Origin of the sequence: Mucilaginibacter paludis DSM 18603 (assembly GCF_000166195.2) — a bacterium.
Lineage (GTDB): Bacteria > Bacteroidota > Bacteroidia > Sphingobacteriales > Sphingobacteriaceae > Mucilaginibacter > Mucilaginibacter paludis.
Map to the genome: position 1 here is coordinate 5,126,882 of NZ_CM001403.1, position 23,445 is coordinate 5,150,326.

A 23,445-nucleotide genomic window follows, 5' to 3' on the forward strand; every position below is an offset into this window, starting at 1 on the left:
TGTAAATATTGGATTTAACTTGCGTGCATTAAAACCAATATTAAATGGTATGGTTTTATGACTAAACAAATCGCTTTAATGAAAATTGGAATTGTATGTTATCCAACCTTTGGAGGTAGCGGCGTTGTTGCTACTGAATTAGGTAAGGCACTGGCCGATAATGGGCACCAGGTGCATTTTGTTACCTATAACCAACCTGCGCGGCTGGATTTTTTTTCTGAGAATCTGTTTTACCATGAAGTATCCATATCCAAATATCCACTGTTTGATTATCCGCCCTATGAGCTGGCCTTGGCCAGTAAGCTGGTAGATGTGGTGAGGTTTGAAAATTTGGATATTTTACATGTTCACTACGCTATCCCGCATGCTTCGGCCGCCTTTATGGCCAAGCAAATATTGGCTACTTATGGTATCCATATCCCGGTGGTTACTACGCTGCACGGTACAGATATTACCCTGGTAGGAAAGGACAGGACCTACAAACCCGTGGTTACTTTTTCCATCAACAAATCCGACGGGGTAACGGCCGTTTCGCAGGATTTAAAAGACGACACCCTCCGGTTTTTTGAAATAGAGAACGAGATTAGGGTGATCCCCAATTTTATCGATCTGAAGCGCTTCAATATGAAAGCCAAGGATCACTTTAAAAAAGCGATAGCTCCCGCCGGCGAAAAAATATTGGTACATACCTCCAATTTCCGAAAGGTAAAGCGCACCCAGGATGTGGTCAGGATTTTCGCTAAGGTAAACACCGTTATACCATCCAAATTGTTGATGGTTGGCGACGGCCCCGAACGTTCTGAATGCGAGCAACTCTGCCGCGATCTGAATGTGGGTGATAATGTGAGATTCTTAGGCAAGCAGGAGGCGATAGAAGAAATTCTGTCCGTATCCGATCTGTTTATGATGCCCTCGCAATCAGAAAGTTTTGGTTTGGCCGCTCTGGAAGCGATGGCCTGCCGTGTACCCGTGATCAGTTCCAACGCGGGGGGGTTACCCGAACTGAATGTTGAAGGCGTAACCGGGTTTATGTGTGATCCGGGCGACGTTGATGGCATGGCTTTAAAATCTATCTTTATCCTGGAAGATGATGACCGTTTAAAAACCTTTAAAGATAACGCCGTCGCCCGCGCAAAAGAGTTTGATCTAAGCCTGATATTACCTGTATACGAAAGCTATTATCGTGAAGTTATTGAGCGGAGCAGCGCCATGGTTTAATATTACGCTGAGTTGAAATGAAGATCCATATTTTTGGAGCATCCGGCTCTGGTGTAACCACTTTAGGGCAGGCCTTATCCAGGGAGTTGAATTATCCTTATTTTGATAGCGACGATTATTTCTGGGAATTATCCAATCCCCCCTTTACCGTGCGGCGTAATCCGGAGGCCAGAAATCAGCTTTTAATACAGCATCTTTCGCCTTTGCCCAACTGGATATTAGGTGGTTCCATCGTTAACTGGGATGAAAGCTGGAACACCCTGTTTGATTTGGTTGTATTTTTGCTGATTCCGGCCGAAGTACGTATGGAGCGTTTGAAAAAACGGGAATTTGAAAGATATGGCGAAGTCATTTACACTGATCCCGAAGGGAGAAATCAATACGAAGCTTTTTTAAGTTGGGCAAGCGGTTATGATGACAGCACCACTCAAAGCCAATCGGGGAAAGGTTTAGGGCGTACTCTACAAGTACATCGTAACTGGATAGATAAATTAACCTGCCAATTTATAGAAATACCAGGCGACACTACTTTAGCCGAAAGAATAAACAAGGTATTACTGTTTACAGATGCACTCAAAATGTAAATATTGTTGACCAGTATTTGATTTAACGAGGCTCTCCGGCTAACTTTGGCAGGGTTTGTGCTTATATTTAAAATAAGACTTTAAAACAATTTATTTTTATGAAACGGATTTTTCAGATCGCTACAGTAATAGCGTCAGTATTGATTATTTTTTCCAGCTGTTCGGTAGTTAGTAAAACTGCCGGTGTTGACAGAAGCAGATTTGTTGGCACGTGGACAGTAACAGGTGTAACTTATGAGGGCATTATTGGCGCGGCGGTACAAAAAGCGTTTGACCAGGCTCCACCGACAGCATTTGCTGGCAGTACCTGGCAGTTAACTAACAGCGGCAATGGTGTTTATACTTTAACCGACGGTACGTCGCAAAGTATCTACTGGTCGTACTATAACCCGGGTGGTGGTGTTGAGCCCCAATTCCAATTTAAAAAAGTATACCAGGGAGATAAACTTAAAAATATTGACAGCGGTTACCGTTTGGTGATAGGCAGTATCGACGGTTCAAGCATGGTGCTGAAAAGCCCGATTGATTTGAATGGTAAAACGGGATATGTAGTTTATTCCTTTAATAAAAAGTAATCTGGTTTTACATAAAAAAGCGTGTCGTGTATAGTACGGCACGCTTTTTTTATGATATTATAACCCCGTAGTAGTCGGTATCCAGTGCTGGGTATACGGCAGTAGGCGCTCCCCGCAACCGTTGCTCAGGTAGTCGGTATCCCCGCCTACATTACCTTGGAGGATGATTTGTATAAGTTGCCGGTGCACGTAGACTGATAATGCATTTATTACAGCAAACGCCATTCCCTGACATTAGTTCATATCCGCGAATTTTAAGCATGATGGATTTCCAACCTCTAATTTATTGCCTGTATAAGTAAGCTTACCGGTGTTTTTGTTGATTTTAAAAACATACACATCATCACTATTTTGGTTGGCTACCAGCAAAAAGTTACCGCTTGGGTCTATCACAAAATTGCGGGGCGTTTTACCCAACGACGATGTTCTTTCTACAAAGTTTAATTTTCCCGAATCTCTGTTAATGGCAAACACTTCTATCTCGTTTGCACTTCCGCGGTTGGTGCTGTATAAGTACTTTCCGTCTGGCGAAATATGAATATCGGCAGCGCCTATCTGCCCGTTAAAGCCATCCGGAACAATAGTTTGCGACTGTATTTGCTTCAGGGTACCCTGTTTGTAGTTATAAACGTTAATAGCGCCACCCATTTCCTGAATCAGGTACATTAAGGTGCCTTTCGGGTTAAACGCAATGTGGCGCGGGCCGTATCCGCCATTAACCATCTCAAAAGCTGGGTCGGCAGGTGTTAAAGGTTTGGTGACCGATGGATTATAATGCATGATGTTCACCTTGTCAGTCCCCAGGTCTGTGTACAACACATATTTCTCGTCAGGCGATAATACAGCGGTATGCACATGCGGTTTTTCCTGGCGCGCTTTATCTGGCCCTGTACCTTCATCTTGTATCGTTTGAGATGGCTCTGCCAATGATCCGTCGGCTTTAACAGGCAACACCGATAAGCTGCCACCTGCATAATTGGCTACAAAAACATTTTTCGCGGCTTTATCAATCGAGATGTAGCAAGGGCCCGCGCCATTTGATGGTTGTTTGTTGATCAGCGTAAGCTTACCCGATTTGGCATCAAAAGAAAACGCACTGATACTACCGGCACGGTCGGAGCCAACCTCGTTCACCGAGTAAACAAATTTGCGGTTATTTGATATGGCAAGGTACGATGGATTATTAACACCTGTAACTTTATCCTGGTAGCTTATCTTCCCTGTTACGGCATCAAAGTGATAAACATAAATACCCTGGCTTTTACCGGTAGTATAAGTGCCAACCAGTAGGTTATAAACCTTGCCGGGCTGCGTTTGAGCCATTAAAAACGCCGGGGCGGCAAGCAAAATAATGAATAGGATTTTTTTCATTTCAGATGGATGTTTTTAAGATATGAGTATTGAGATATTAGATTTGAGACTATGAGTTCGCGTTAATCTAATATCTCACATCTCAAATCTAAGATAAAATCTATGTCCAACAAAAAAGCCTCCTGTTTTGGGCAGAAGGCTTTTGGTATGTCAAATGGGTTAATGTTGTATTAGTCTCAAATCTAATATCTCACATCTAATTATTCTATTTGATCAGGTGTTTCAACTGGATAACTTCCTGTTCTTCCAAGTATCTCCAGCGCCCACGTGGCAAATCTTTTTTGGTAAGGCCGGCGTATATGGCGCGGTCAAGCTTTACCACATCGTAGCCTAAGCTTTCGAATATACGGCGAACAACACGGTTTTTACCGCTGTGGATCTGTATACCTACTTCGCGTTTTGAAGCGCCCTGTACGTACGATACCGAATCCGGTTTAATCAAACCGTCTTCCAGCTCAATGCCGTAGGCTATTTTATTCAAATCGCCCTGCGATAAACTTTTATCCAGTTCAACGTGGTACAATTTGCTGATGTTACTTTTGGGGTGTGATAGTTTATCGGCCAGGTCGCCATCATTGGTCATTAATAATAAACCTGTGGTATTGCGGTCAAGGCGGCCAATAGGATAGATCCGCTCTTTGCTGGCTTTATCAACCAGGTGCATTACTGTGCGGCGTTCCTGTGGATCTTCGGTTGTGGTGATATAGTCCTTTGGTTTATTTAGCAGCACATAAACCATTTTTTCGCGTTTAAGTGTTTCGCCGTTATAACGGATCTCGTCCTTATACGGGTCAACTTTAAAACCCAATTCGGATATCACTTGCCCGTTTACCGAAACTACGCCAGCTACAATCAGTTCATCGGCCTTACGGCGAGAGCAGATACCCGCGTTTGATATGTAACGGTTCAGTCTGATTTTTCCTTTATCTGCATCGGTGGTTGATTTTTTACGACCGCGCATCGTTCTCTCAGGCTGCGGATCAGCAGCAGAAAAACCTTCCCTTGTAGAACGTGGGTGTGGTTTGGCGCCTGCTTTGGGCTCCCTGTTATACGGAACACGTTTTACCGTATCGTCGCCTTCTTTCCTGTCGCGGAAAGGCCTGTCATCACTGCTGGTTTTACGTTTATAGGTCGAGTCGCCTTCTTTTTTAAAGCCTCCTTCGCGTGGTGGCCTGCTATCGGCCCCATCCCTGGTTCCGTAAGGTTTGCGGCTAAAGCTTGGTGCATCGCCCGATTTTTTGAATCCGCCCTCGCGTTTAGCCCCTTCCGAAAAATCTTTTGTTCCGTATGGTTTACGTTTAAAGTCCGATCCTTCTTCTTTCTTAAAGCCACCCTCGCGTTTAGTTCCTTCCGAAAAATCTTTGGCTCCGTACGGTCTGCGGCCAAATCTCGGCGAATCGCCGGTTTTTTTGAATCCGCCTTCGCTTTTAGGGCGGTCAGAAAAATCTTTAGTACCGTAAGGGCTTTTCTTAAAATCGCCTGTTGAGTTACCTTTAAATTTCTTTTCGCCTGAGAAACCTTCCCCTGATGGCTTGTTGAAATTCTTGTTAAAAGATTTTCTTTCTCCTGTTGAATCGCCGCCAAAACTTTTTCCTGGACGATCACTTCCGCCTTCAAACTTTTTAGGGCCTGTGGATGATGTTCGTGGACGTGAAGAAGAAGTTGGTTTTTTTGAATTGTCTGATCCGCTGCCCGAAGGTCTGCGGGATGAAGTGTTGGATCTGTCGTCGCGACTGTTCCCTGATTTTTTAAATGCCATATTGATTGATTAACGCTGTCTCAGCGGGTCTGCAAAAATAAGATATTTTCACTACAACAGCAACTTTTAAATAGGGGCGGTTTTACGCAGAATCAGGACTGTTGGGCGCCGCCCGAATGGTGAAAAACTTGGCAAAATGGGGTTTTAAAGAGGTGCTTTTGCAGGATTTTCTCAGCCCGCAAAATCAGCTTTTAAAGTACTTTTAACCATGTTTTTGAACCGATAGCGGGGTTTGGAAACAAGGTAATTTTGGGTAAGTGTTTGATGATGTGTGGTATATGGGTTATCTTTGCGGCAGTATTCACCATTAAAATTCTACATGGAAAAACGGAAATTGATTAAAAAACACTTAGTAACGTGCTCCGTTATGGCAGTGATGATGATCATCTCCAGACTGTTTATTTTTTGTAAAATACTACCCAAAGCAGTGCTTGACATATCCAGGTTTAAACCCAGAATTACTGTCAAAAACACAGCCGACCCGGCAGGTTTCATCAAGTTTATTGAACCTAACTATTATGATGGAAACCATGTTGCCACTGGTTTGATTGTTCACCAAAAGGACACAAGTGTAAGTTTGAATTTTGCGAACGAAACCTTGCCTTTGAACGATAAAAGGGTTATCGGAAAAATGAAACGCTCATTACGATTACACCGCTTTTGCAAAGTCCAAACTAATTTACTGCACAGAAAAGCGGAAAAAATGTTCCCTGTTATTGAACCAATTTTAAAGGCGCACGGCATACCGGACGACTTTAAATTTATCCCGTTGGTTGAATCTGGCTTTGGAGAAGGTAAATCAAGCAAAGGGGCTTATGGCCCCTGGCAATTTATGGCGGGTACCGCCCGTACTTATGGCTTAAAGGTAAACAAAGGCGTAGATGAACGCCTGAACCTGCGTAAGTCGACCATAGCGGCCTGCAAGTACTTGCGCGAATTGCACCACGAATTTAAAAGTTGGGCAATGGTTGCTGCGGCTTACAACATGGGGTCGCCAAATTTGGCGCATATTATGCGTAAGCAATGCCAATGCAACTATTTCCGCATTAAAATGAATGCCGAAACCGGGAGGTATGTGTACAACCTGATAGCGATGAAAGAGATCATCAAAGATCCGAAGCTATATGGATACACTTACCACAAACCGACTTACAGCGTTAATACTTCATTTAACGGAGAATTATTAGCTTTTAACTAAGCTAAACTAATTAAGGAGCACGTTACCGCCGATCTGCATGCCTGCAGATCGGCTTTTTTGTGGAAAGCGGGTATGTATTGATTGTTTTTGGCGGCTTGGAGTAACTTAATTTTACCTGGTTCAATACTACTTTATATTACATTTAAGTAATATTTTATTATAAATTCTTAAATTTGAGTTAACGCGAATAGATGAAGCAGAGAATTTATATAGATACCTCGGTTGTAGGTGGCTACTTTGACGAAGAATTTAAGGAAGCCACATTCGCACTTTTTCAGCGTTTTGTAAACGACGAAGTTATTTTTGTAGTATCGGAATTATTGGAGCTTGAATTAATAAGAGCGCCAAAAAATGTGAGGGAGTTACTATATAATTACTCTACGGATAAATTTGAGCGAATAGAGCTAACCGAAGAAGCGATTAGGCTTGCTAATATATATGTAGAAGAAAAGGTTGTAGGTAAAACAAGTTTAGAAGATTGTAGACATATTGCATTAGCGACCATATACAAAGTGGATGTTTTGGCGAGCTGGAATTTTAAACATATTGTGAATCTGGACAGAATAAAAGGATATAATTCAGTAAACCTAAAATTAGGTTATCATATGATTGAAATAAGAAGTCCAAAAGATTTGATAAATTATGGAACCGATTAAAAAAGAAAAGACTTTTGATGCCGTAAAGATGATGCGGGGCATTAGGGATAAAATAAGTGTTGAAACACAAAACATGACTTTTGCCGAGTTGAAGGAATATATTCAAAATCAAATTAAAGATAGCAAGTTAGAAACACTGAAGAAGTAGTGCTCCGATGTTTTGCTTATATCAGGCATGTTCTAAAATGAAGTTAGCATCTACCTGTAATTGGATATGAACAGCCTTTAAAAAAGCGATATCCGGTCTTTGTTTACCATTCATAATGAGCGAAAGTTTGGCGTTACTTACATTTAACTTTTCGGCAAGATCTTTTTGTTTGAGTTTCAATTCAAACATTCGCATTTCAATCATTCCAGTCAAAGTAGTAGGGGCGTCAATTATATATTTTTCCTGTTCAAAGGCTTGAGCGGAAAGGGCCAGTGCGTGGATTTTTTCCAATTCTTCTTTGGAAACATTTTGACTCCCTTTAGCCATAAGGCTATCAATTTTTGCCATTACTTCGTTGTAGCTGGCATCGTTAGTTATCTTTTCCATCTTCACAATCAATATAATAGATAATCTGCTATATTCTCTGCCGGTAAATCCGCTATTTTATATCGTAGCACAATCAATTTTGTTGTAGGCGGTATGTGTACCAACAAATCGGATATAAACGGTTCGAATATCAAAAAAAATAAGTGCTACTACTCGATAGTTATTTCCCCGGATGTTAAAAACGTATCTATCATTACCTACCGAATCCACCGAATTAAACAGTACTTTCATTTCATGGTAATTTGAGCAATCGGATCGGAGCAAGATACGATACCAATTGTTCAATGCGTCTGTTGCATCTGCATGAATGGTATAAAACTCGCGCAGCGTAGCATAACTAATTACCACCATTGTATATTCTATATTACAAAAATAGAAATTATTTAGAATGTCTAAAATTTATTTAGATGTGTGATATTTTGTATCTAACTAATAATCATCCTCGCCCTTGCCCAATATTCCTATCGCACCCTTTTTTTGATTATCTTTGCAGGCTTTTTAGATACTTTCAAATTTTTAAAACTTGTTAAGTATAAGTAAGTTTATAAATTGTCTTCTGCAAATTATATGATTGAAAAACCTGTTGACCTTGGCGAGCAAAGTGAAGTTGAAGTTTATGGAGCCCGGGTACATAATTTAAAAAATATTGACGTTTCATTTCCGCGCAATCAGCTGGTGGTTATTACCGGGTTGAGTGGCAGCGGTAAGTCGTCCCTGGCATTTGATACCATTTACGCCGAAGGGCAGCGCCGGTATATGGAAACATTTTCGGCCTACTCGCGTCAGTTTATGGGGGGCATGGAGCGTCCGGATGTGGATAAAGTTTCGGGGCTGAGCCCAGTTATCGCCATCGAGCAAAAAACTACCAGCAAAAATCCGCGTTCTACCGTGGGTACCATTACCGAGATCTACGATTTTATGCGTTTGCTGTATGCCCGCTCGGGTGAGGCTTATTCGTATGTATCGGGCGAGAAGATGGAGCGCATGTCGGAAGAGCAGATTTTAAAAACCGTTCTTGAGAAATTTGGAGAGCAGCCCATTAATATCCTTGCCCCAGCAGTAAAGGGCCGTAAAGGGCACTATCGGGAGCTGTTTGAGCAGATCCGCAAGCAGGGCTTTTTAAAGGTTTGGGTTGATGGCGAAATGCTGAACGTTGAACCTAAAATGCAGGTTGACCGCTACAAAATCCATGATATTGATATTGTGGTTGACAGGCTTGTTGTAACCGATAAGGATATTAAGCGTTTACAAACATCGATACAAAGCGCGTTAAAGCTGGCAAAAGGCATTATCCGCATAGCGGATAAAGAAAACAATTTATACTATTTTAGTAAATACCTGATGGACCCGGTTTCGGGAATATCGTATGATGAGCCTCAGCCTAATACTTTCTCGTTCAACTCACCTTACGGTGCCTGTGAGCGTTGCGATGGCCTGGGTTATATTTTTGAGATTGACGAGGCATCGGTTATACCCAACCCTAAGCTTAGCATCATGAACGGTGGCCTGGCTCCGCTGGGTGAATACCGCGAAACCTGGATTTTCCAGGTATTGAAGGCCTTGGCCAAAAAGTACGAATTTGCCTTATCAACACCTTTAGAAAAACTGCCGCGCGAAACCCTCGAAATGATACTGAACGGATCGCACGAGTTGGTAACCGTTCCGGTGGAGTATAATAAATGGAACGTGCAAAACTACCAGATTACTTTTGATGGTATTATCAAGATGCTGGAAGAGCAGCAGGAAAAGCGCGGCGAGGATGCCTTAGGCGATATGGAAGCTTACCGCGTACTGAAAAGCTGCCCTGTTTGTGATGGCGCCCGTTTAAAAAAGGAATCGCTCCATTTTAAGGTTGACGGCAAAAATATATTTGAGCTGGCCAGCATGGATATCAATACCCTGCGCGATTGGTTTACCGGTCTGGAAGACAGGCTGAATGAGCGGCAGAATGTAATTGCCAAAGAGATTTTAAAGGAAATACGCGCCCGGATAGGCTTTTTGCTTGATGTGGGCTTAAGCTATTTAACTTTAGACCGTACCGCCAAAACCTTATCGGGTGGCGAGGCGCAGCGCATCAGGCTGGCTACGCAGATAGGCTCGCAGTTGATGAACGTGATGTACATTCTGGATGAGCCCAGTATAGGCTTGCACCAGCGCGACAACGACAGGCTGATTAACGCCCTGAAAAACCTGCGTGACCTGGGTAATACCGTTTTAGTAGTCGAGCATGATAAAGACATGATACTGGAAGCCGACCATGTGATTGATATGGGCCCGGCGGCGGGTGTACATGGCGGCCAAGTGGTGGCGCAAGGAACCCCGGCCCAGTTGATGAAAGAACATACGCTCACCACATCCTACCTGAATGGCGAACGTGCTATAGCCGTTCCCGAGAAAAGGAGGGAGGGCAACGGTAAATCGGTAATATTAAAAAAAGCTACCGGCCATAACTTAAAAAAGGTTACGGTGGAGTTTCCTTTAGGTAAATTGATTGGCGTAACCGGCGTATCGGGCAGCGGTAAATCCAGTTTAATTACCGAAACTTTGTATCCTATATTAAATCATCATTTTTTCAGGGCTAAAAAACATCCGCTGCCTTACGAAAAAATTGAAGGGCTTGAACATATTGATAAGGTAATTGAGATTGACCAGTCGCCCATAGGACGTACACCGCGCTCCAACCCGGCAACGTATACAGGCGTATTCTCGGATATCCGCAACCTGTACGTGGCATTGCCCGAATCAAAGATCAGGGGGTATAAACCCGGCCGGTTCTCGTTTAACGTAAAAGGCGGGCGGTGCGAAACCTGCCAGGGCGCCGGCATGAAGGTAATTGAAATGAACTTTTTACCCGATGTGCAAGTGCCCTGCGAGGAATGCAACGGCAGGCGTTATAACCGCGAAACTTTAGAAGTACGCTATCGCGGCAAATCCATCAGCGATGTGCTCGATATGAGTATTGAAGATGCTTGTCCGTTTTTTGAGCATATCCCTTCCATTCACCGCAAAATACAAACCTTGCAGGATGTGGGCTTGGGCTATATTACGCTTGGGCAATCGTCAACAACACTGTCCGGTGGCGAGGCGCAAAGGGTAAAGCTGGCTACCGAGCTATCTAAAAAAGATACTGGTAATACTTTTTATATTTTGGATGAGCCCACTACCGGCTTGCACTTTGAGGATATTAATGTGTTGCTCGGTGTAATTAACCTGCTGGTTGATAAAGGAAATACGGTGTTGGTGATAGAGCATAACCTGGATGTGATTAAGGTGGCTGACCATGTGATTGACCTGGGCCCCGAAGGTGGTGCTGGAGGAGGTAAAATATTATTTGAAGGTACTCCAGAAGGTTTATGCAAAGTAAAGGATAGCTTTACAGGGATGTTCCTGAAAAAGGAAATGGATTTGACAGCTAAGCAAAAGAAACGGTAAGTTAAATTTTTCTCCGATGTCGGCGTCTGCACCGACTATGATTCCAATCGTGCTTAGCAGGACTTGAAATTTTATAATGCCATCGCTGTCCGTAGACTCTGTCTACGGACTATATATGCCGGTAGCCTCTGACTACCGGTTAAAATCTTCGCTGTTCGCTCGTCTGCCTACGAACGGCAGGGTAATCAGTGCGTTGGATATGATGTATACTTATCGCGCGAAAAAGATCCCTCCTCGCGTCGGGATGACAAGATGGTGAGTTTTTGTGTATTGATAATCAATAGTTTAGGAAGGCGTCATTATAGAATGTTTTAAACACATTGGTTTGTTTTACCCCTCCATCAAACAAAACAAATCTATTTTAATTATAGATGATATGATACCTTTACTTATTTCATCACAAATCCGCGAGGCCGACGCTTTTACCATCGAGCAGGAGCCCGTTACATCGGTTGACCTGATGGAGCGCGCTTCAAAGGCATTTGTAGACATTTTTATCAAAGAATTTCCGGATCAGGATAAAAGTATAGTGGTGTATTGCGGCACAGGTAATAACGGTGGCGACGGCCTTGCTATTGCCCGTTTGCTGAAACGTGCACATTATCCAAAGGTTTCGGTAAAAATTGCCCGGTTTTCTGATAAGGCTTCGCCTGATTTTAAAGCAAACCTGGAGAAATTGAAGCACACGCGGATTAAATTGCTTGAAATTAATGCAGGAGCGCCTTTGCAGGAGGAATCGTCGGATATTATTATTGATGCTTTGTTGGGTACTGGCTTAAATAAACCTTTACAGGGTGACTACGCCAGGCTGGTTGATGCCCTTAATCAGTTAAACAGCACGATAGTGGCCGTTGATGTGCCCACCGGTTTTTTTACAGATGGTGCACCGCCCGCCGGGGCAACGGTTTTAAAAACCGGGCTTGTTATTACCTTTCAGCAGCCCAAAATTAATTTTTTACTCCCCGAGTCTGCATCATGTATGGATCGTTTTAAAGTGGCGGACATCGGCTTGAACAAGTCTTTTATCGAATCATTAGATAGCCCATACCAGTTGATCAGTAAAAAAGATATCCGCCAATTGTTAAAACCACGCAAATCTTTTGATCATAAAGGTACTTACGGGCACGCGCTGATTATAGCCGGGCAGCAGTTAACCATGGGGGCAGCGTTGCTCTGCTCGTCGGCTTGCGCTCATACTGGTGCAGGTTTAACTACGGCATGTATACCCGAAAGCGGTTTAACGGCATTGAATACGACGTTGGCCGAAGTGATGGCGATAGTGCGCGACGGGAAAAATCAACCGGAAATTAAATGGGAAAAATTTAATGTAGTGGCCGCCGGACCCGGACTGGGTACGGATGCTGATAGTTTAGCCTTATTGGAAAAAGCGTTTAAAGAATTTAACAAACCTATGGTGGTTGACGCAGATGCCCTGAACATGCTGGCGCAAAAACCGGAGGTTCTGAAAAACATTCCGAAGGGTAGCATCATCACCCCGCACATGAAAGAGTTTGACCGCCTGTTCGGTGAGCATCAAAGCTGGTGGCAGCGGCTTGAAACGATGCGCCAAAAGGCAAACGAATTAGGGATTTATATTTTATTAAAAAACAGGTATACCATTACCGGAACACCATCTGGAAAGTTGTATTTTAATGCTACAGGCAATCCTGCAATGGCAAGCGGCGGCATGGGGGATGTGTTAACAGGGGTGATAGCCTCATTACTGGCACAGAAATATACCTCTGGGGAGGCTTGCATTATTGGAGCGTACCTGCATGGCAAAACCGGTGATGAGCTGGCTATGCCTCATTTATTGAATACGGTATTGGCTGGCCAACTTGCAAAGCATATACCTGTAACTTTGGCAAAATTAATGTCATAAAAAAAACGGCTGTAGTATATGCAGCCGTTTGATCTTATTTAACTGACCTTATAAAGAACGAAATACTTTTTATTTTTGATAGATAATTAACTGTAGCAAAGCTAAGCGGGTTTATCTTAAAGAACTGTTACCAAATCATTAATTGATGTGTTGCAATTCTGAATATAAGACGCATTAATAATGATATTAGTTACATTTTAATTTAACTAAATTTTAATTAACTTGGAAGATACTTTAAGTGAGGTTTTTACGCAATGCTGGGGTAAGCTGCTATATGGTAGTTTGATTAATGATAATGCCTTTCATACCGGGGTGTTAGGTACCCAGGGTGAAGGATCTATCGGTATGAGAACAGTTGTTTTGCGCGCTGTAAAGCCGGATGAAAAGCAGCTTGTATTTTACACAGACAAGCGTTCATCAAAAATGACTGATCTGACCGCTGTACCCTTTGCAAACTGGTTGTTTTATGATGGCAGTGAACGGGTACAAGTCAAACTTTTAGGAAATACTATAATTCATCACATGGATGAAGTGTCACAATCTCATTGGCAAAAGGTGAATGGGGACGCTCGCAAACTATATATGGCTGTTCCCGCACCATCAACCAGTACGGATTATCCTACAGATGGGCTTGAGCATTTAAACTCAGGCAGCAATACGGAAGATGCGTATTTAAATTTTGCGGTTGTAATAACCACCGTTGATTTTATAGAATGGCTGAGTTTAAAAAAAGATGGACATCGACGGGCGCAATTTAAGCTCATTGATGGCTCATGGAAGGGCCAATGGATTATTCCATGAGCGGGTTCCGTCAACGATAAAATATAGGAGATAACACAGAATAGGAGGTAGTCGTGCTTAACAAGAATACGTCAATTATTGATTCAATGCTTGTAATAAGTACAATTGACTTAGCAAACTATATTTTAGCTGCCAGTACCATTTGATCCATTGTAGGATTGATCACGCCACCGCGTTTTTCAAGTGTTACTGCAAACATTACAGCATTGGCAATTGGTTTCATCTCCATCATTCCTGTGGTATCTGCTTTTGCATCAAATACTCCTAAATCAACAGGTTTGCCATCAACAATGGCCCATAACTGGTATTGGTGATCTTTATCGTTTTCTGCAAGTTTCATACTTTGCAGGTCTATCATCACCTTTTTTTGCACAGGGTTCCAGGCAACCATCATTTTTGATGCAGGCGTTTTTGCAGTGCCTTGGAGTTTAATCAGTTTAACGGCAGGATCGTGCAGAACGCTTATCTCTTTATCCATTAAATTAACCTGGTTGGCAAAGCGTTGGTTCGCGCTTTGTAAAGACGCTATCTGGCCCTCTGACTCTTTAAGCCGGGCATTGGTATTGTACAATGCAAACAAACTTAAAATTAAGGCAGCCAAACTTGCCGCGAATGCATATTTATAAAATGCATTTACTTTAGGAGTGGGTAAAGCGCGGATATTATCCCGTGCAATGTATGTTTCCTCGGGTTCGGTGAAAGGCTTGGTAGGGAATTTGGTATCATCAGCAAAGTTAGTTAACAAACTATTCATTACCCTGTCCCGCAAGTTTTCAGATGGCTCAACGGCATTTTGCAAAGCGTATGCCTCTAATGATCGTTCAATTTCTGCTATTTCAGTTTTAATTTCCGGATATTTTGAGGCCATCTCTTCCACCTGGATCTTTTCTTCTGCGCTTATATCGCCCAGAACATAAAGTTCCAAAATTCCTGACTCAATATATGCTTTAATCTCTTCCACTTTCAATTAAAATATGTGCGTAACTGCGTGATAGCCATTCTTAAACGTGTTTTAACGGTGCCCAGGGGCACTCCCAACTCCTCGGCTACCTCAACATGAGTGTAGCCTTTAAAGTAAATCAAATCAAGAATAGATTTTTGCTCCGGTTTCAGTTTTTCAACCAAGTCTTTAACACCAAGCAGTTCTGGCTTGTAAGCCGTGTTTCTTTGTTCGTCAATAAGAGTTACGTTAATTTCAAGTTCCTGGTTTTTATTCTGGTTCTTAAAATCTTTTGATCGTACCTTATCGATAGACAAATTACGTGCTACATTTACCATCCAAGTAAATAAACGCCCTTTTTCAGTACTGTAGCTTTGGAATGAGTTCCATATTTTAATAAACGTTTCCTGTAAAACGTCTTCGGCAATAGCGGTATCAACAACTATTCGTGATATAACGCCTAATAATGACGATGAATACATGTCGTACAACGCCTCAACCGCGATTTTTTCGCGATTGCGTAAAGCCAGAATTAAATCTTCTTCAGAAAGGGATATTTTACGTTTCTTGGTCAACGGTATGAATGTATAAAGGATTTCTTAGAAATCAAATAAATGTTTTTCAGCATGATAGGATGAACGAACCAACGGTCCGCTTTCCACATACCTGAAACCCATATCCAGTCCAATTTGTTTGTAAAATGTAAATTTTTCGGGCGTTATCCAATCAATCACCGGGTGGTGGCTTTTGGTAGGCTGTAAATATTGCCCGAGCGTTAAAATATGCACGCCTGCATCACGTAAATCCTGCATGGCTTGTATCACATCTTCCTCATACTCGCCAAGGCCGAGCATAATACCCGATTTGGTTCTGAGGCCGGTTTCGGCAATGCGGCTTAAACATTCCAGGCTTCTGTCGTATTTAGCCTGTATGCGTACTTCTTTAGTCAAGCGTCTTACAGTTTCCAGGTTGTGAGAAACTACTTCTGGGCGAACAGCAAGCACCCTGTCTAAATTATCCCAGATTCCCCTGAAATCAGGAAGCAGTGTTTCAAGAGTTGTTGTAGGGCTTTCGCGCCTGATGGCGTTGATCGTTTCCGCCCAGATGGTAGAACCTCCGTCTTTCAGGTCGTCGCGATCAACCGAGGTAATAACACAGTGTTTAACCTGCATTAGCTTTACCGAATTAGCTACCCTGTTAGGCTCCTCCAGATCTACCGCCAGCGGCCTTCCTGTTGCCACGGCGCAAAACGAACACGAGCGGGTGCAAATGTTGCCCAATATCATAAATGTTGCTGTACCCGCCCCCCAACACTCGCCCATGTTAGGGCAATTGCCACTTTCGCATATGGTATGTAGCTTATGGGTATCAACTAAACCACGAACGTTTGCATATTCTTTACCAACAGGCAACTTTACCCTTAGCCAATCGGGCTTGCGTTGCGTTTGGTTTGCAGGAACAACCGGTAACTCAATCATGAGAGCAAAAATAGATAATTAAGGTCATAAAAATCATCAACAGGTTTTAATTGTTACGCCTGAATGATAATATTTGTAAAATCTAAATAAAAACAATCATGGCTACTATTGAAACTACATACCTTGGCGGTTTACGCACAGAGGCTACACACGTTCAGTCGGGAACAAGCATTCTTACTGATGCTCCAACCGATAACCAGGGTAAGGGCGAAGCATTTTCGCCAACAGACCTTTTGGCCACCTCGCTCGGTACCTGTATGCTCACCACCATGGCTATCCGCACAGCAAAAAACGATATTGATATGGACGGCACCAAATGCGCCATCACCAAGATAATGGCAGCAAACCCGCGCCGTGTATCAGAAATTGTTGTCCGGTTTACATTCCCATCAAACTATACCGACGAGCAAAAGAAACTGCTTGAAGACGCTGCCCTTACCTGCCCCGTTTACTACAGCCTGAGCGAAAGCTTATTGAAAACGGTTAATTTTGGATGGTAGTTTAAATGTGCAGATGTGTAAATGTTGATGTGAGGATGTGCGAGGATTTATGAATGTACGAAATGGGTAGCAACTAAAGATAATTTCCTGTTTACAGTCCGGATATTAAAAATATCATTTACACATCTGCATATTAAAAGAATCATTTGCAACATCCGCACATTATTTTCACGTTCCGCACATTAAAAAATCATTTGCACATTCAATTAGTTAATCACAGAAACGGCTTCGTCCACAGATATTTCGCCATGAGATTGATCAAGGATGCATTCGCCATCTTTGATCAAAAGTAATTGTGGAGATTCGTGGTGTACCTTAAAGTCGGTAGCTATCCTGTTTGAGAGTTCGCGATGTTTAATCAGATCTAAAAAATAAAGAGAAACATCTTTGGGGAGGCTGTCCCAATCCTGTTCAAATCTCTTTTTAGCCATCATACTGATAGAGCAGCGTGTGGAGTGTTTGAATATAATGCTGTTACCGCTATTTTGTTTGATGGTATCCAGTTGATCAGCCGATTCTAATAATGTCCAATTCATAATACAAATATTATTTCCCTTGTGGTACTTATGCCACCACAAAGGTGAAGCAAAAACTGTGCTTAAAATAATTGATATTGAAAATTGACAAAAGGCTGTTACTTGCCATGCTGAGGGCCATAGGCCGGGCACAATTGGTGTGCGCAGGATGTTACAGCACCCAGAGCGAAAACGATGGCGATAATATAAATTACTTTTTTCATTGCCTTACTATATATCAGGTTTATAGTTAAACGTGGATTAGTTGTTTAAAGTTTCGGCAAGGTCGGCCATTTTGATGGCGGTAACGGCAGCTTCATCACCCTTATTACCATGTTTTCCACCGGCGCGATCAGCAGCTTGTTGTTGGTTATCTGTGGTTAACACGCCAAATATAACAGGTTTGCTGTATTTAATGGAAACATTACTGATACCATTGGCAACAGCCTGGCAAATAAAATCGAAATGTTTGGTTTCGCCTTGTATCACGCAGCCCAGGCAAATCACGGCGTCCAGTTTTAAATTTTTTAACAGCATATCGGCTCCAGCGGTTAATTCGAAGCTTCCCGGAACAGAGTAAGTGAAAATTTGGTCGGGTATGGCACCGTGGTCAATTAAACTTTGATAAGCGCCGCCATACAAAGCATTGGTTATTTCCCTGTTCCACTCCGATACCACAATGCCGAAACGAAATGGCGCGGCAGAAGGGATCTCACTATCAGAAAAATCGGAAAGGTTTTTTAACTGGGTAGCCATGGCGGTGTTTCTTGTTTTGGTTGATAAGTTATTAGGTTATTAAGTTACTGAGTTATTGGGGTTATTAAGTTATTGGAAATGACTAAGTAACCAGTATGAGAGCTTAGTAACTCATTAACCATTAAGTCAACCATTAACTTAGTAACCTAATAACCCATTAACTAAATTTATTGTTTTGCTTGGTCGCGGGCAATATACTCGTCTGCACTTTGTGATTCAGCACTTGCCGGGAAATCTGTTTTTATTTTTTGGAATGCATCAGCGGCTGATTTGTAGTCTTTTTTGGCTTCGTATACTAATGCTAATTTTTTAAGATAAAAAGGAGTTAAAAAGTCGTTGTTTGCTTTTTCGGATGCTTTTTTGAAATAGGTTTCAGCCTTATCAAAATCTTTCAGTTCAACATAAGCATCGCCGGTGCTGCCCAAAGCTTCAATGGATATTACGCTGTCGTCGCCCCTGAAGTTGCTCAGGTTATCAATGGCCTTGCCAAACTCTCCTTTATTTAAATAGGCAGTACCCAGGTAGAAATAAGCCAGGTTAGCGGCCTTAGTATTGCTGTATTCGCTGATTATTTTTTCGAAGCCAGGATAGCCGCCATCACCTTTAATAGCTTTATCCCAATCTTTTTTGGCCCAATAATCCTGGGCTACGTGCATTTGATCGGCAGCTTCGGATTCGCGGGGAGCCAGATAAAATTTTTGATACGCGAAGTATAAAAGCACAAGAGCTACAATGGTACCTACTATAAAGGTGAGGCTTTTCTGGTTATCTTTTACAAATTTGCCAGTTTGGCCAAAATCTTTATCTGCTTCCATAATACGTGTATTCACTTGGGTGTTTGACATTTCTATTCTAAAATTAAGTTTGCAAAAATACGTTTTTTGAAAAATTTAACAATAGGTATTCTTGTTTAAATAATAACAATCTTTTTTACCGTCATAAACAGGCTTAAATATTAACTTTGAACCATTATTACCATGTATTTAAAGCAACTCTCTTTACTTAATTTTAAAAATTATACCCAGGCCGAAATAATTTTGGAGCCAGGGGTAAACGCTTTTGCTGGTAACAATGGTGCAGGCAAAACTAATTTGTTGGATGCCGTGCATTACCTTTCGTTATGTAAAAGTTATTTTAACCCGATAGATAGTCAGCAAATTAAACAAGGGGCTGATTTTTTTATGGTTAACGGCGTATTCAGTAAAGACGATAAAGCCGAAGTTATTGCTTGCGGATTGAAACGCAATCAAAAAAAACAATTTAAACGAAATAAGAAAGAATACCAGCGCCTGGCCGATCATATCGGTTTATTTCCGCTGGTGATGATCTCTCCTTACGATATCAGCATTATTATTGAAGGAAGCGAGGAACGCCGCAAGTTTATCGATAATGTGATATCGCAAACAGATAATGGTTATCTTGATGAATTAATCGCTTACAATAAAATTTTGCTCAACCGCAATGCGTTGCTTAAACTGATTGCCGATACTGGTCGTTATGATCCGCAAATGCTGGAAGTGTATGATGAGCAATTGGTTTTATCCGGAACGAGGATATTTGAGAAGCGTAAAAAATTCATGGAGGTTTTTATTGGTATATTTAACCGCCATTATCGTTTCATAAGTGATGAGGCCGAAATGGTTGAATTAAATTATGAGTCGCAGTTGCTAACAGGTGACTTTGCGCAGTTGTTAAAAAAATCAACCGAGCGCGATAGGGCATTGGAGCGCACCACCAATGGTGTGCATAAGGATGATCTGCATTTCACCATCCATGGTATGGCCATGAAAAAATTCGGATCGCAGGGGCAGCAAAAATCCTTTTTAATTGCACTTAAATTGGCGCAGTACACTTTTTTAAACGAGCAAAAAGGTTATAAACCTTTGTTACTGCTTGATGATATTTTTGATAAGCTGGATGAGAACCGCACCCGGAAACTGATGCAGATGGTATCAAATAACGATTTCGGGCAGGTTTTTATTACCGATACCAGCGGCGAGCGGGTAAGCAGGATATTTAATGATCTGGATGTTCAGATCCGTATATTTAAGGTTGATAAGGGGATAGTTTATGCGTAAAGCGAACGATAAATCGATGAAAGAAGCTATTGAGCAAATGCTTAATGTTTATAAGATTAAACGCAAGTTTGAAGAAACTTCCATCATAGCGTCATGGCCGGAGTTAATGGGTAAACCCGTAGCTAACCGCACCAAAGAGATTTATATCTATGATAAAAAACTTTTTCTGCGCATTGAGTCGTCTGTCATAAAAAATGAAATTTTAATTATGCACTCTCAAATCATCGAGAAGATTAACGAAAAAGCGGGAAGTGTAATTGTTGAGAATATTATCTTTTTATAAAGATTCGCTATCTTCCGCGGTGGAAAGATCGCGCCCTGGATGGAAAGTCATTTAAAATGGCCGAATAGATGATTAAAAATATTCCCGGAATTAAAAATACCAATTGTACCTCGGGATGATAGTGAAACCCATATAAGGAAAACACCATCACAAGAACGATGGATATAGCGTAAAAAATAAATTTTTGTTGCTTTTTCATAACAGGAATATCAAGCCCCAATAATTGTTTAATCAATAAGGTTGATTTTCAACCCAGTATATCGTCAAAAATAGACATACTTTGGTTAAAAATCAACCCATTAACAAAATAGTTTTAAAATTTTTCAAATGCCGAGAAAAAGAAGCTTCCTTCTATTTCGGCGTTCTCGTCAGAATCCGAACCATGTACTGCATTGGCCTGGATTGATTGTGCAAAAAGCTGTCTGATAGTACCTGCTTCCGCTTTAGAAGGATCCGTAGCACCAATTAATGTTCTGAAATCGGCAACAGCATTATCTTTTTCTAAAATGGCTGCAACAATAGGGCCCGATGACATAAAGCTAACCAGATCGTTATAAAAAGGACGTTCGCTGTGTACTTCGTAAAACTGACCGGCTTTTTCTGTACTCAGGGCAGTATATTTTAAGGCGATAATTTTAAATCCGCTTTTAGTAATCTTATCTAAAATAGCTCCGATATGGCCCGCTGCTACGGCATCGGGTTTAATCATGGTGAAAGTTCTGTTGGTTTTCATCTTTTTATATATAATTGCCGCAAAAGTATGTTTTTAATGCTGTAAAATAAAGTTAATACAATACAATAAATACATGGTTTTGTATTTCATTAATTTATTTAGCTTTGCAACTCTTTTTAAAGAATTAATGTTAGAAACAGCCGCGCTGAAGGATTTATTAGCCAAGCCTAAACAAATAGTAATTACAACTCATCATAAACCCGATGGTGATGCCATGGGGTCGTCATTAGGTTTGTATAATTATTTAATCCAAAAGGGGCATCACGTAAAGGTAATCACCCCTACCGATTATCCTCAATTTTTTGATTGGATGCCTGGTAACGAAGAAGTTACCATTTATACTGAACATGTTGAAGCCGCCAACCAGCTGATCAATAACGCCGAAATTATATGTTGCCTTGATTTTAATAACCTGGTACGCATTAACGAAATGGGAGAGGTGATCAGGCAGGCGCCGGGCTTTAAGATCATGATTGATCATCACCTGGAGCCAGAGGATTTTGATGACTGGAGGTTATGGAATATTAATGCCTGCGCATCTGCCCAGTTGGTTTACGAGTTTATAGTTAACGTAATGGACGAGCCCCACCTGATCAATAAGGATGTTGCGGCCTGTTTGTATACCGGTATCATGACTGATTCAGGCTCGTTCAGATTCCCTTTAACCACATCGGGTGTGCACCGGATAGTAGCGCATTTGATAGATGCCGGAGCTGATAATTCTCGTATCCACCAATTGGTATATGATAATTCATCCGAATCGCGACTGCGTTTTCTCGGGTTTTGCCTGAGCGAAAAATTAGAGGTATTAACCGAATATCATACCGCGCTGATTAGCGTTACCCATGCCGAACTTGAACGTTTTCAAATCATTACGGGCGATACCGAGGGCGTTGTTAATTTTGCATTGTCAATCACAGGCATTAAATTAGCTGCGTTTATAGTTGAACGTACGGATAAGGTCAAGCTGTCACTCAGGTCGAGAGGCGATTTCCCTGCGAACGAAATTTGTAAGCGCTTTTTTAGCGGGGGCGGACATCGTAACGCCGCTGGAGGAAGCTCTACAGATTCTCTTGAAAACGTAGTCAAACAATTCAAATCAATTTTACCAGAATATAAAAAGCTATTAATACAATAAAAAGAAAAATGAAGAAAAACTGGAAGTTTTTGGCAGTAATTGCAATTGGTTTCGCAAGCTGCAAAGGTGGATTTAAGCAGGGCGATGGTGGTATGCTATACAATATAGTTGACCATAAATCGAGCACTACAATTAAAGAAGGCGATTTTGTAAGCCTGCAAGGTGTTATCAAAACAGAAGGTGATTCCCTTTTGTCAAGCACTTACGAGATGGGCCGCCCATCTGCACTGATGATGCCTAAGCCACAATACAAAGGCGATTTACCAAGTGCTTTGCAAATGTTGGGCGAAGGCGACAGCGCCATCGTTAAAACCAATATCGATACGATGCTGAAAAAAACACCTGGTCAGCAAAAGCCGCCGTTTAAAGGCAAATACATAGTTTACTATGTTAAGATTGAAAAAGTTATCCCTAAGGGAACAAGCACCGAAGCTGCCTTCCAGGATAAGATAAAAGCCTACTTTAAAGGAATTAGCGACAAAACTAAAGCCGAAGAGCCTGGAAAAATCAAGAAATATATCGACGATAACAAGCTTACCGTAACTAAAACAGCATCAGGCCTTAACTACGTAATTACTAAACCGGGTAGTGGTGCAAACTTAGCTGCCGGCGATACGGCAGTAATATCTTACATTGGTAAATTTACCAATGGTAAAGTATTTGAAACCAACATTAAAGAAGAAGCCATGAAAAACAAGGCTACTTACAACCCGATGAATCCTTACAAACCAGCACGTTTTGCTGTTGGCGTTAAACAAGTAATACCAGGTTGGGATGAAGGTTTATTAATGTTGAATAAAGGCGCTAAAGCAACGCTGGTTATCCCTTCTGCTTTGGCTTATGGCGAGCAAGGTGGCGGCCCTATAGCTCCATTTACCCCGCTTGTATTTGATATTGAGGTGATTGATATTGTTCACCCTAATCCAAACGCGCCTAAACCGGTTATGCCGCAAATGCAAATGCCAACGGCACAACAGCCACAAGCAAAAAAGTAATTAAAATATAAAATTATG

At 41.7% G+C, this 23,445-nt stretch carries 26 protein-coding genes; 14 read left to right on the forward strand and 12 right to left on the reverse strand.

Annotated features, from left to right (window positions below; genetic code table 11):
• Positions 1 to 78: 78 nt before the first annotated feature.
• From bshA to MUCPA_RS21710, 3 genes are all read left to right on the forward strand, one after another.
• The gene (gene bshA, locus MUCPA_RS21700) at positions 79 to 1,218 is read left to right on the forward strand and encodes an N-acetyl-alpha-D-glucosaminyl L-malate synthase BshA (protein WP_040627802.1); all 1,140 of its coding nucleotides are present in this window, start codon (positions 79 to 81) and stop codon (positions 1,216 to 1,218) included.
• Positions 1,219 to 1,235: 17 nt separating this feature from the next.
• Positions 1,236 to 1,802 carry an AAA family ATPase gene (locus MUCPA_RS21705; protein ID WP_008509344.1) on the forward strand — a complete coding sequence of 189 codons (567 nt, stop codon included), beginning with the start codon at positions 1,236 to 1,238 and terminating at the stop codon, positions 1,800 to 1,802.
• A 98-nt stretch (positions 1,803 to 1,900) separates the two neighbouring features.
• On the forward strand, positions 1,901 to 2,377 hold the full coding sequence (locus MUCPA_RS21710) for a hypothetical protein (RefSeq protein ID WP_008509346.1): 477 nt from the start codon (positions 1,901 to 1,903) through the stop codon (positions 2,375 to 2,377).
• A 234-nt stretch (positions 2,378 to 2,611) separates the two neighbouring features.
• Here MUCPA_RS21710 and MUCPA_RS21715 read toward each other — a convergent pair whose 3' ends face one another.
• Both MUCPA_RS21715 and MUCPA_RS21720 read right to left on the reverse strand, forming a co-directional pair.
• On the reverse strand, positions 2,612 to 3,748 hold the full coding sequence (locus MUCPA_RS21715; RefSeq protein WP_008509348.1) for a lactonase family protein: 1,137 nt from the start codon (positions 3,746 to 3,748) through the stop codon (positions 2,612 to 2,614).
• 205 nt (positions 3,749 to 3,953) lie between these two features.
• Positions 3,954 to 5,507, reverse strand: a complete 1,554-nt coding sequence (locus MUCPA_RS21720) for a pseudouridine synthase (RefSeq protein WP_008509349.1) — start codon at positions 5,505 to 5,507, stop codon at positions 3,954 to 3,956.
• 319 nt (positions 5,508 to 5,826) lie between these two features.
• Between MUCPA_RS21720 and MUCPA_RS21725 the strand changes: the two genes are divergently transcribed.
• The 3 genes from MUCPA_RS21725 (at position 5,827) to MUCPA_RS37845 (ending at position 7,509) form a co-directional block, all read left to right on the forward strand.
• Positions 5,827 to 6,705, forward strand: a complete 879-nt coding sequence (locus MUCPA_RS21725) for a lytic transglycosylase domain-containing protein (protein ID WP_233276777.1) — start codon at positions 5,827 to 5,829, stop codon at positions 6,703 to 6,705.
• A 191-nt stretch (positions 6,706 to 6,896) separates the two neighbouring features.
• Positions 6,897 to 7,361, forward strand: coding sequence for a PIN domain-containing protein (locus tag MUCPA_RS21730; protein ID WP_008509351.1), 465 nt, complete (start codon positions 6,897 to 6,899; stop codon positions 7,359 to 7,361).
• Positions 7,348 to 7,509 carry a hypothetical protein gene (locus tag MUCPA_RS37845; RefSeq protein WP_008509352.1) on the forward strand — a complete coding sequence of 54 codons (162 nt, stop codon included), beginning with the start codon at positions 7,348 to 7,350 and terminating at the stop codon, positions 7,507 to 7,509. Before MUCPA_RS21730 ends, MUCPA_RS37845 begins: the two co-directional genes overlap by 14 nt.
• 21 nt (positions 7,510 to 7,530) lie before the next feature.
• Here MUCPA_RS37845 and MUCPA_RS21735 read toward each other — a convergent pair whose 3' ends face one another.
• Together MUCPA_RS21735 and MUCPA_RS21740 are read right to left on the reverse strand one after the other, a co-directional pair.
• Complete coding sequence (locus tag MUCPA_RS21735) at positions 7,531 to 7,896, reverse strand: helix-turn-helix domain-containing protein (protein WP_008509353.1); 366 nt, start codon at positions 7,894 to 7,896, stop codon at positions 7,531 to 7,533.
• Positions 7,897 to 7,953: 57 nt separating this feature from the next.
• Positions 7,954 to 8,247, reverse strand: coding sequence for a type II toxin-antitoxin system HigB family toxin (locus tag MUCPA_RS21740; protein ID WP_008509354.1), 294 nt, complete (start codon positions 8,245 to 8,247; stop codon positions 7,954 to 7,956).
• A gap of 216 nt (positions 8,248 to 8,463) precedes the next feature.
• Here MUCPA_RS21740 and uvrA point away from each other — a divergent pair, with 216 nt between their 5' ends.
• The 3 genes from uvrA to MUCPA_RS21755 all read left to right on the forward strand — a co-directional run bounded on the left by uvrA (position 8,464) and on the right by MUCPA_RS21755 (position 14,011).
• Complete coding sequence (gene uvrA / locus MUCPA_RS21745; RefSeq protein WP_008509356.1) at positions 8,464 to 11,328, forward strand: excinuclease ABC subunit UvrA; 2,865 nt, start codon at positions 8,464 to 8,466, stop codon at positions 11,326 to 11,328.
• Between the two features lie 376 nt (positions 11,329 to 11,704).
• Positions 11,705 to 13,210 (forward strand): bifunctional ADP-dependent NAD(P)H-hydrate dehydratase/NAD(P)H-hydrate epimerase, encoded by a 1,506-nt coding sequence (locus MUCPA_RS21750; protein ID WP_008509357.1) that lies wholly within the window; start codon positions 11,705 to 11,707, stop codon positions 13,208 to 13,210.
• Between the two features lie 222 nt (positions 13,211 to 13,432).
• Entirely contained in the window at positions 13,433 to 14,011 is a 579-nt protein-coding gene (locus tag MUCPA_RS21755) for a pyridoxamine 5'-phosphate oxidase family protein (protein ID WP_008509358.1), read from the forward strand.
• A 118-nt stretch (positions 14,012 to 14,129) separates the two neighbouring features.
• On the opposite strand, the gene MUCPA_RS21760 is transcribed toward MUCPA_RS21755, so the two are convergent.
• From MUCPA_RS21760 to lipA, 3 genes are read right to left on the reverse strand one after another with little or no spacing between them, the layout of a single operon-like run.
• A complete protein-coding gene (locus tag MUCPA_RS21760; protein WP_008509359.1) occupies positions 14,130 to 14,972 on the reverse strand; it encodes an anti-sigma factor in 843 nt (280 codons plus the stop codon).
• 2 nt (positions 14,973 to 14,974) lie between these two features.
• Entirely contained in the window at positions 14,975 to 15,526 is a 552-nt protein-coding gene (locus tag MUCPA_RS21765) for an RNA polymerase sigma factor (RefSeq protein WP_008509360.1), read from the reverse strand.
• Between the two features lie 24 nt (positions 15,527 to 15,550).
• The gene (gene lipA, locus MUCPA_RS21770; protein ID WP_008509361.1) at positions 15,551 to 16,429 is read right to left on the reverse strand and encodes a lipoyl synthase; all 879 of its coding nucleotides are present in this window, start codon (positions 16,427 to 16,429) and stop codon (positions 15,551 to 15,553) included.
• A gap of 98 nt (positions 16,430 to 16,527) precedes the next feature.
• On the opposite strand from lipA, the gene MUCPA_RS21775 reads away from it, so the two are divergent.
• Positions 16,528 to 16,929, forward strand: coding sequence for an OsmC family protein (locus MUCPA_RS21775; protein ID WP_008509362.1), 402 nt, complete (start codon positions 16,528 to 16,530; stop codon positions 16,927 to 16,929).
• A gap of 206 nt (positions 16,930 to 17,135) precedes the next feature.
• Here MUCPA_RS21775 and ytxJ read toward each other — a convergent pair whose 3' ends face one another.
• The 3 genes from ytxJ to MUCPA_RS21790 form a co-directional block, all read right to left on the reverse strand.
• A complete protein-coding gene (ytxJ, locus tag MUCPA_RS21780; RefSeq protein WP_008509363.1) occupies positions 17,136 to 17,465 on the reverse strand; it encodes a bacillithiol system redox-active protein YtxJ in 330 nt (109 codons plus the stop codon).
• 240 nt (positions 17,466 to 17,705) lie between these two features.
• On the reverse strand, positions 17,706 to 18,200 hold the full coding sequence (gene ribH, locus MUCPA_RS21785; RefSeq protein ID WP_008509364.1) for a 6,7-dimethyl-8-ribityllumazine synthase: 495 nt from the start codon (positions 18,198 to 18,200) through the stop codon (positions 17,706 to 17,708).
• 167 nt (positions 18,201 to 18,367) lie between these two features.
• Positions 18,368 to 19,045, reverse strand: a complete 678-nt coding sequence (locus tag MUCPA_RS21790; RefSeq protein WP_008509365.1) for a tetratricopeptide repeat protein — start codon at positions 19,043 to 19,045, stop codon at positions 18,368 to 18,370.
• Positions 19,046 to 19,177: 132 nt separating this feature from the next.
• Here MUCPA_RS21790 and recF point away from each other — a divergent pair, with 132 nt between their 5' ends.
• Positions 19,178 to 20,278, forward strand: a complete 1,101-nt coding sequence (recF, locus tag MUCPA_RS21795; RefSeq protein WP_008509366.1) for a DNA replication/repair protein RecF — start codon at positions 19,178 to 19,180, stop codon at positions 20,276 to 20,278.
• Positions 20,271 to 20,561 carry a DUF721 domain-containing protein gene (locus MUCPA_RS21800; protein WP_008509367.1) on the forward strand — a complete coding sequence of 97 codons (291 nt, stop codon included), beginning with the start codon at positions 20,271 to 20,273 and terminating at the stop codon, positions 20,559 to 20,561. Before recF ends, MUCPA_RS21800 begins: the two co-directional genes overlap by 8 nt.
• 7 nt (positions 20,562 to 20,568) lie before the next feature.
• On the opposite strand, the gene MUCPA_RS21805 is transcribed toward MUCPA_RS21800, so the two are convergent.
• Together MUCPA_RS21805 and MUCPA_RS21810 are read right to left on the reverse strand one after the other, a co-directional pair.
• The gene (locus MUCPA_RS21805; RefSeq protein ID WP_157543961.1) at positions 20,569 to 20,760 is read right to left on the reverse strand and encodes a hypothetical protein; all 192 of its coding nucleotides are present in this window, start codon (positions 20,758 to 20,760) and stop codon (positions 20,569 to 20,571) included.
• Between the two features lie 114 nt (positions 20,761 to 20,874).
• The gene (locus MUCPA_RS21810; protein WP_008509368.1) at positions 20,875 to 21,294 is read right to left on the reverse strand and encodes a nucleoside-diphosphate kinase; all 420 of its coding nucleotides are present in this window, start codon (positions 21,292 to 21,294) and stop codon (positions 20,875 to 20,877) included.
• Positions 21,295 to 21,421: 127 nt separating this feature from the next.
• On the opposite strand from MUCPA_RS21810, the gene MUCPA_RS21815 reads away from it, so the two are divergent.
• Entirely contained in the window at positions 21,422 to 22,432 is a 1,011-nt protein-coding gene (locus MUCPA_RS21815) for a DHH family phosphoesterase (protein ID WP_040626253.1), read from the forward strand.
• Between the two features lie 8 nt (positions 22,433 to 22,440).
• On the forward strand, positions 22,441 to 23,427 hold the full coding sequence (locus tag MUCPA_RS21820) for an FKBP-type peptidyl-prolyl cis-trans isomerase (protein ID WP_008509370.1): 987 nt from the start codon (positions 22,441 to 22,443) through the stop codon (positions 23,425 to 23,427).
• Positions 23,428 to 23,445: the final 18 nt, after the last annotated feature.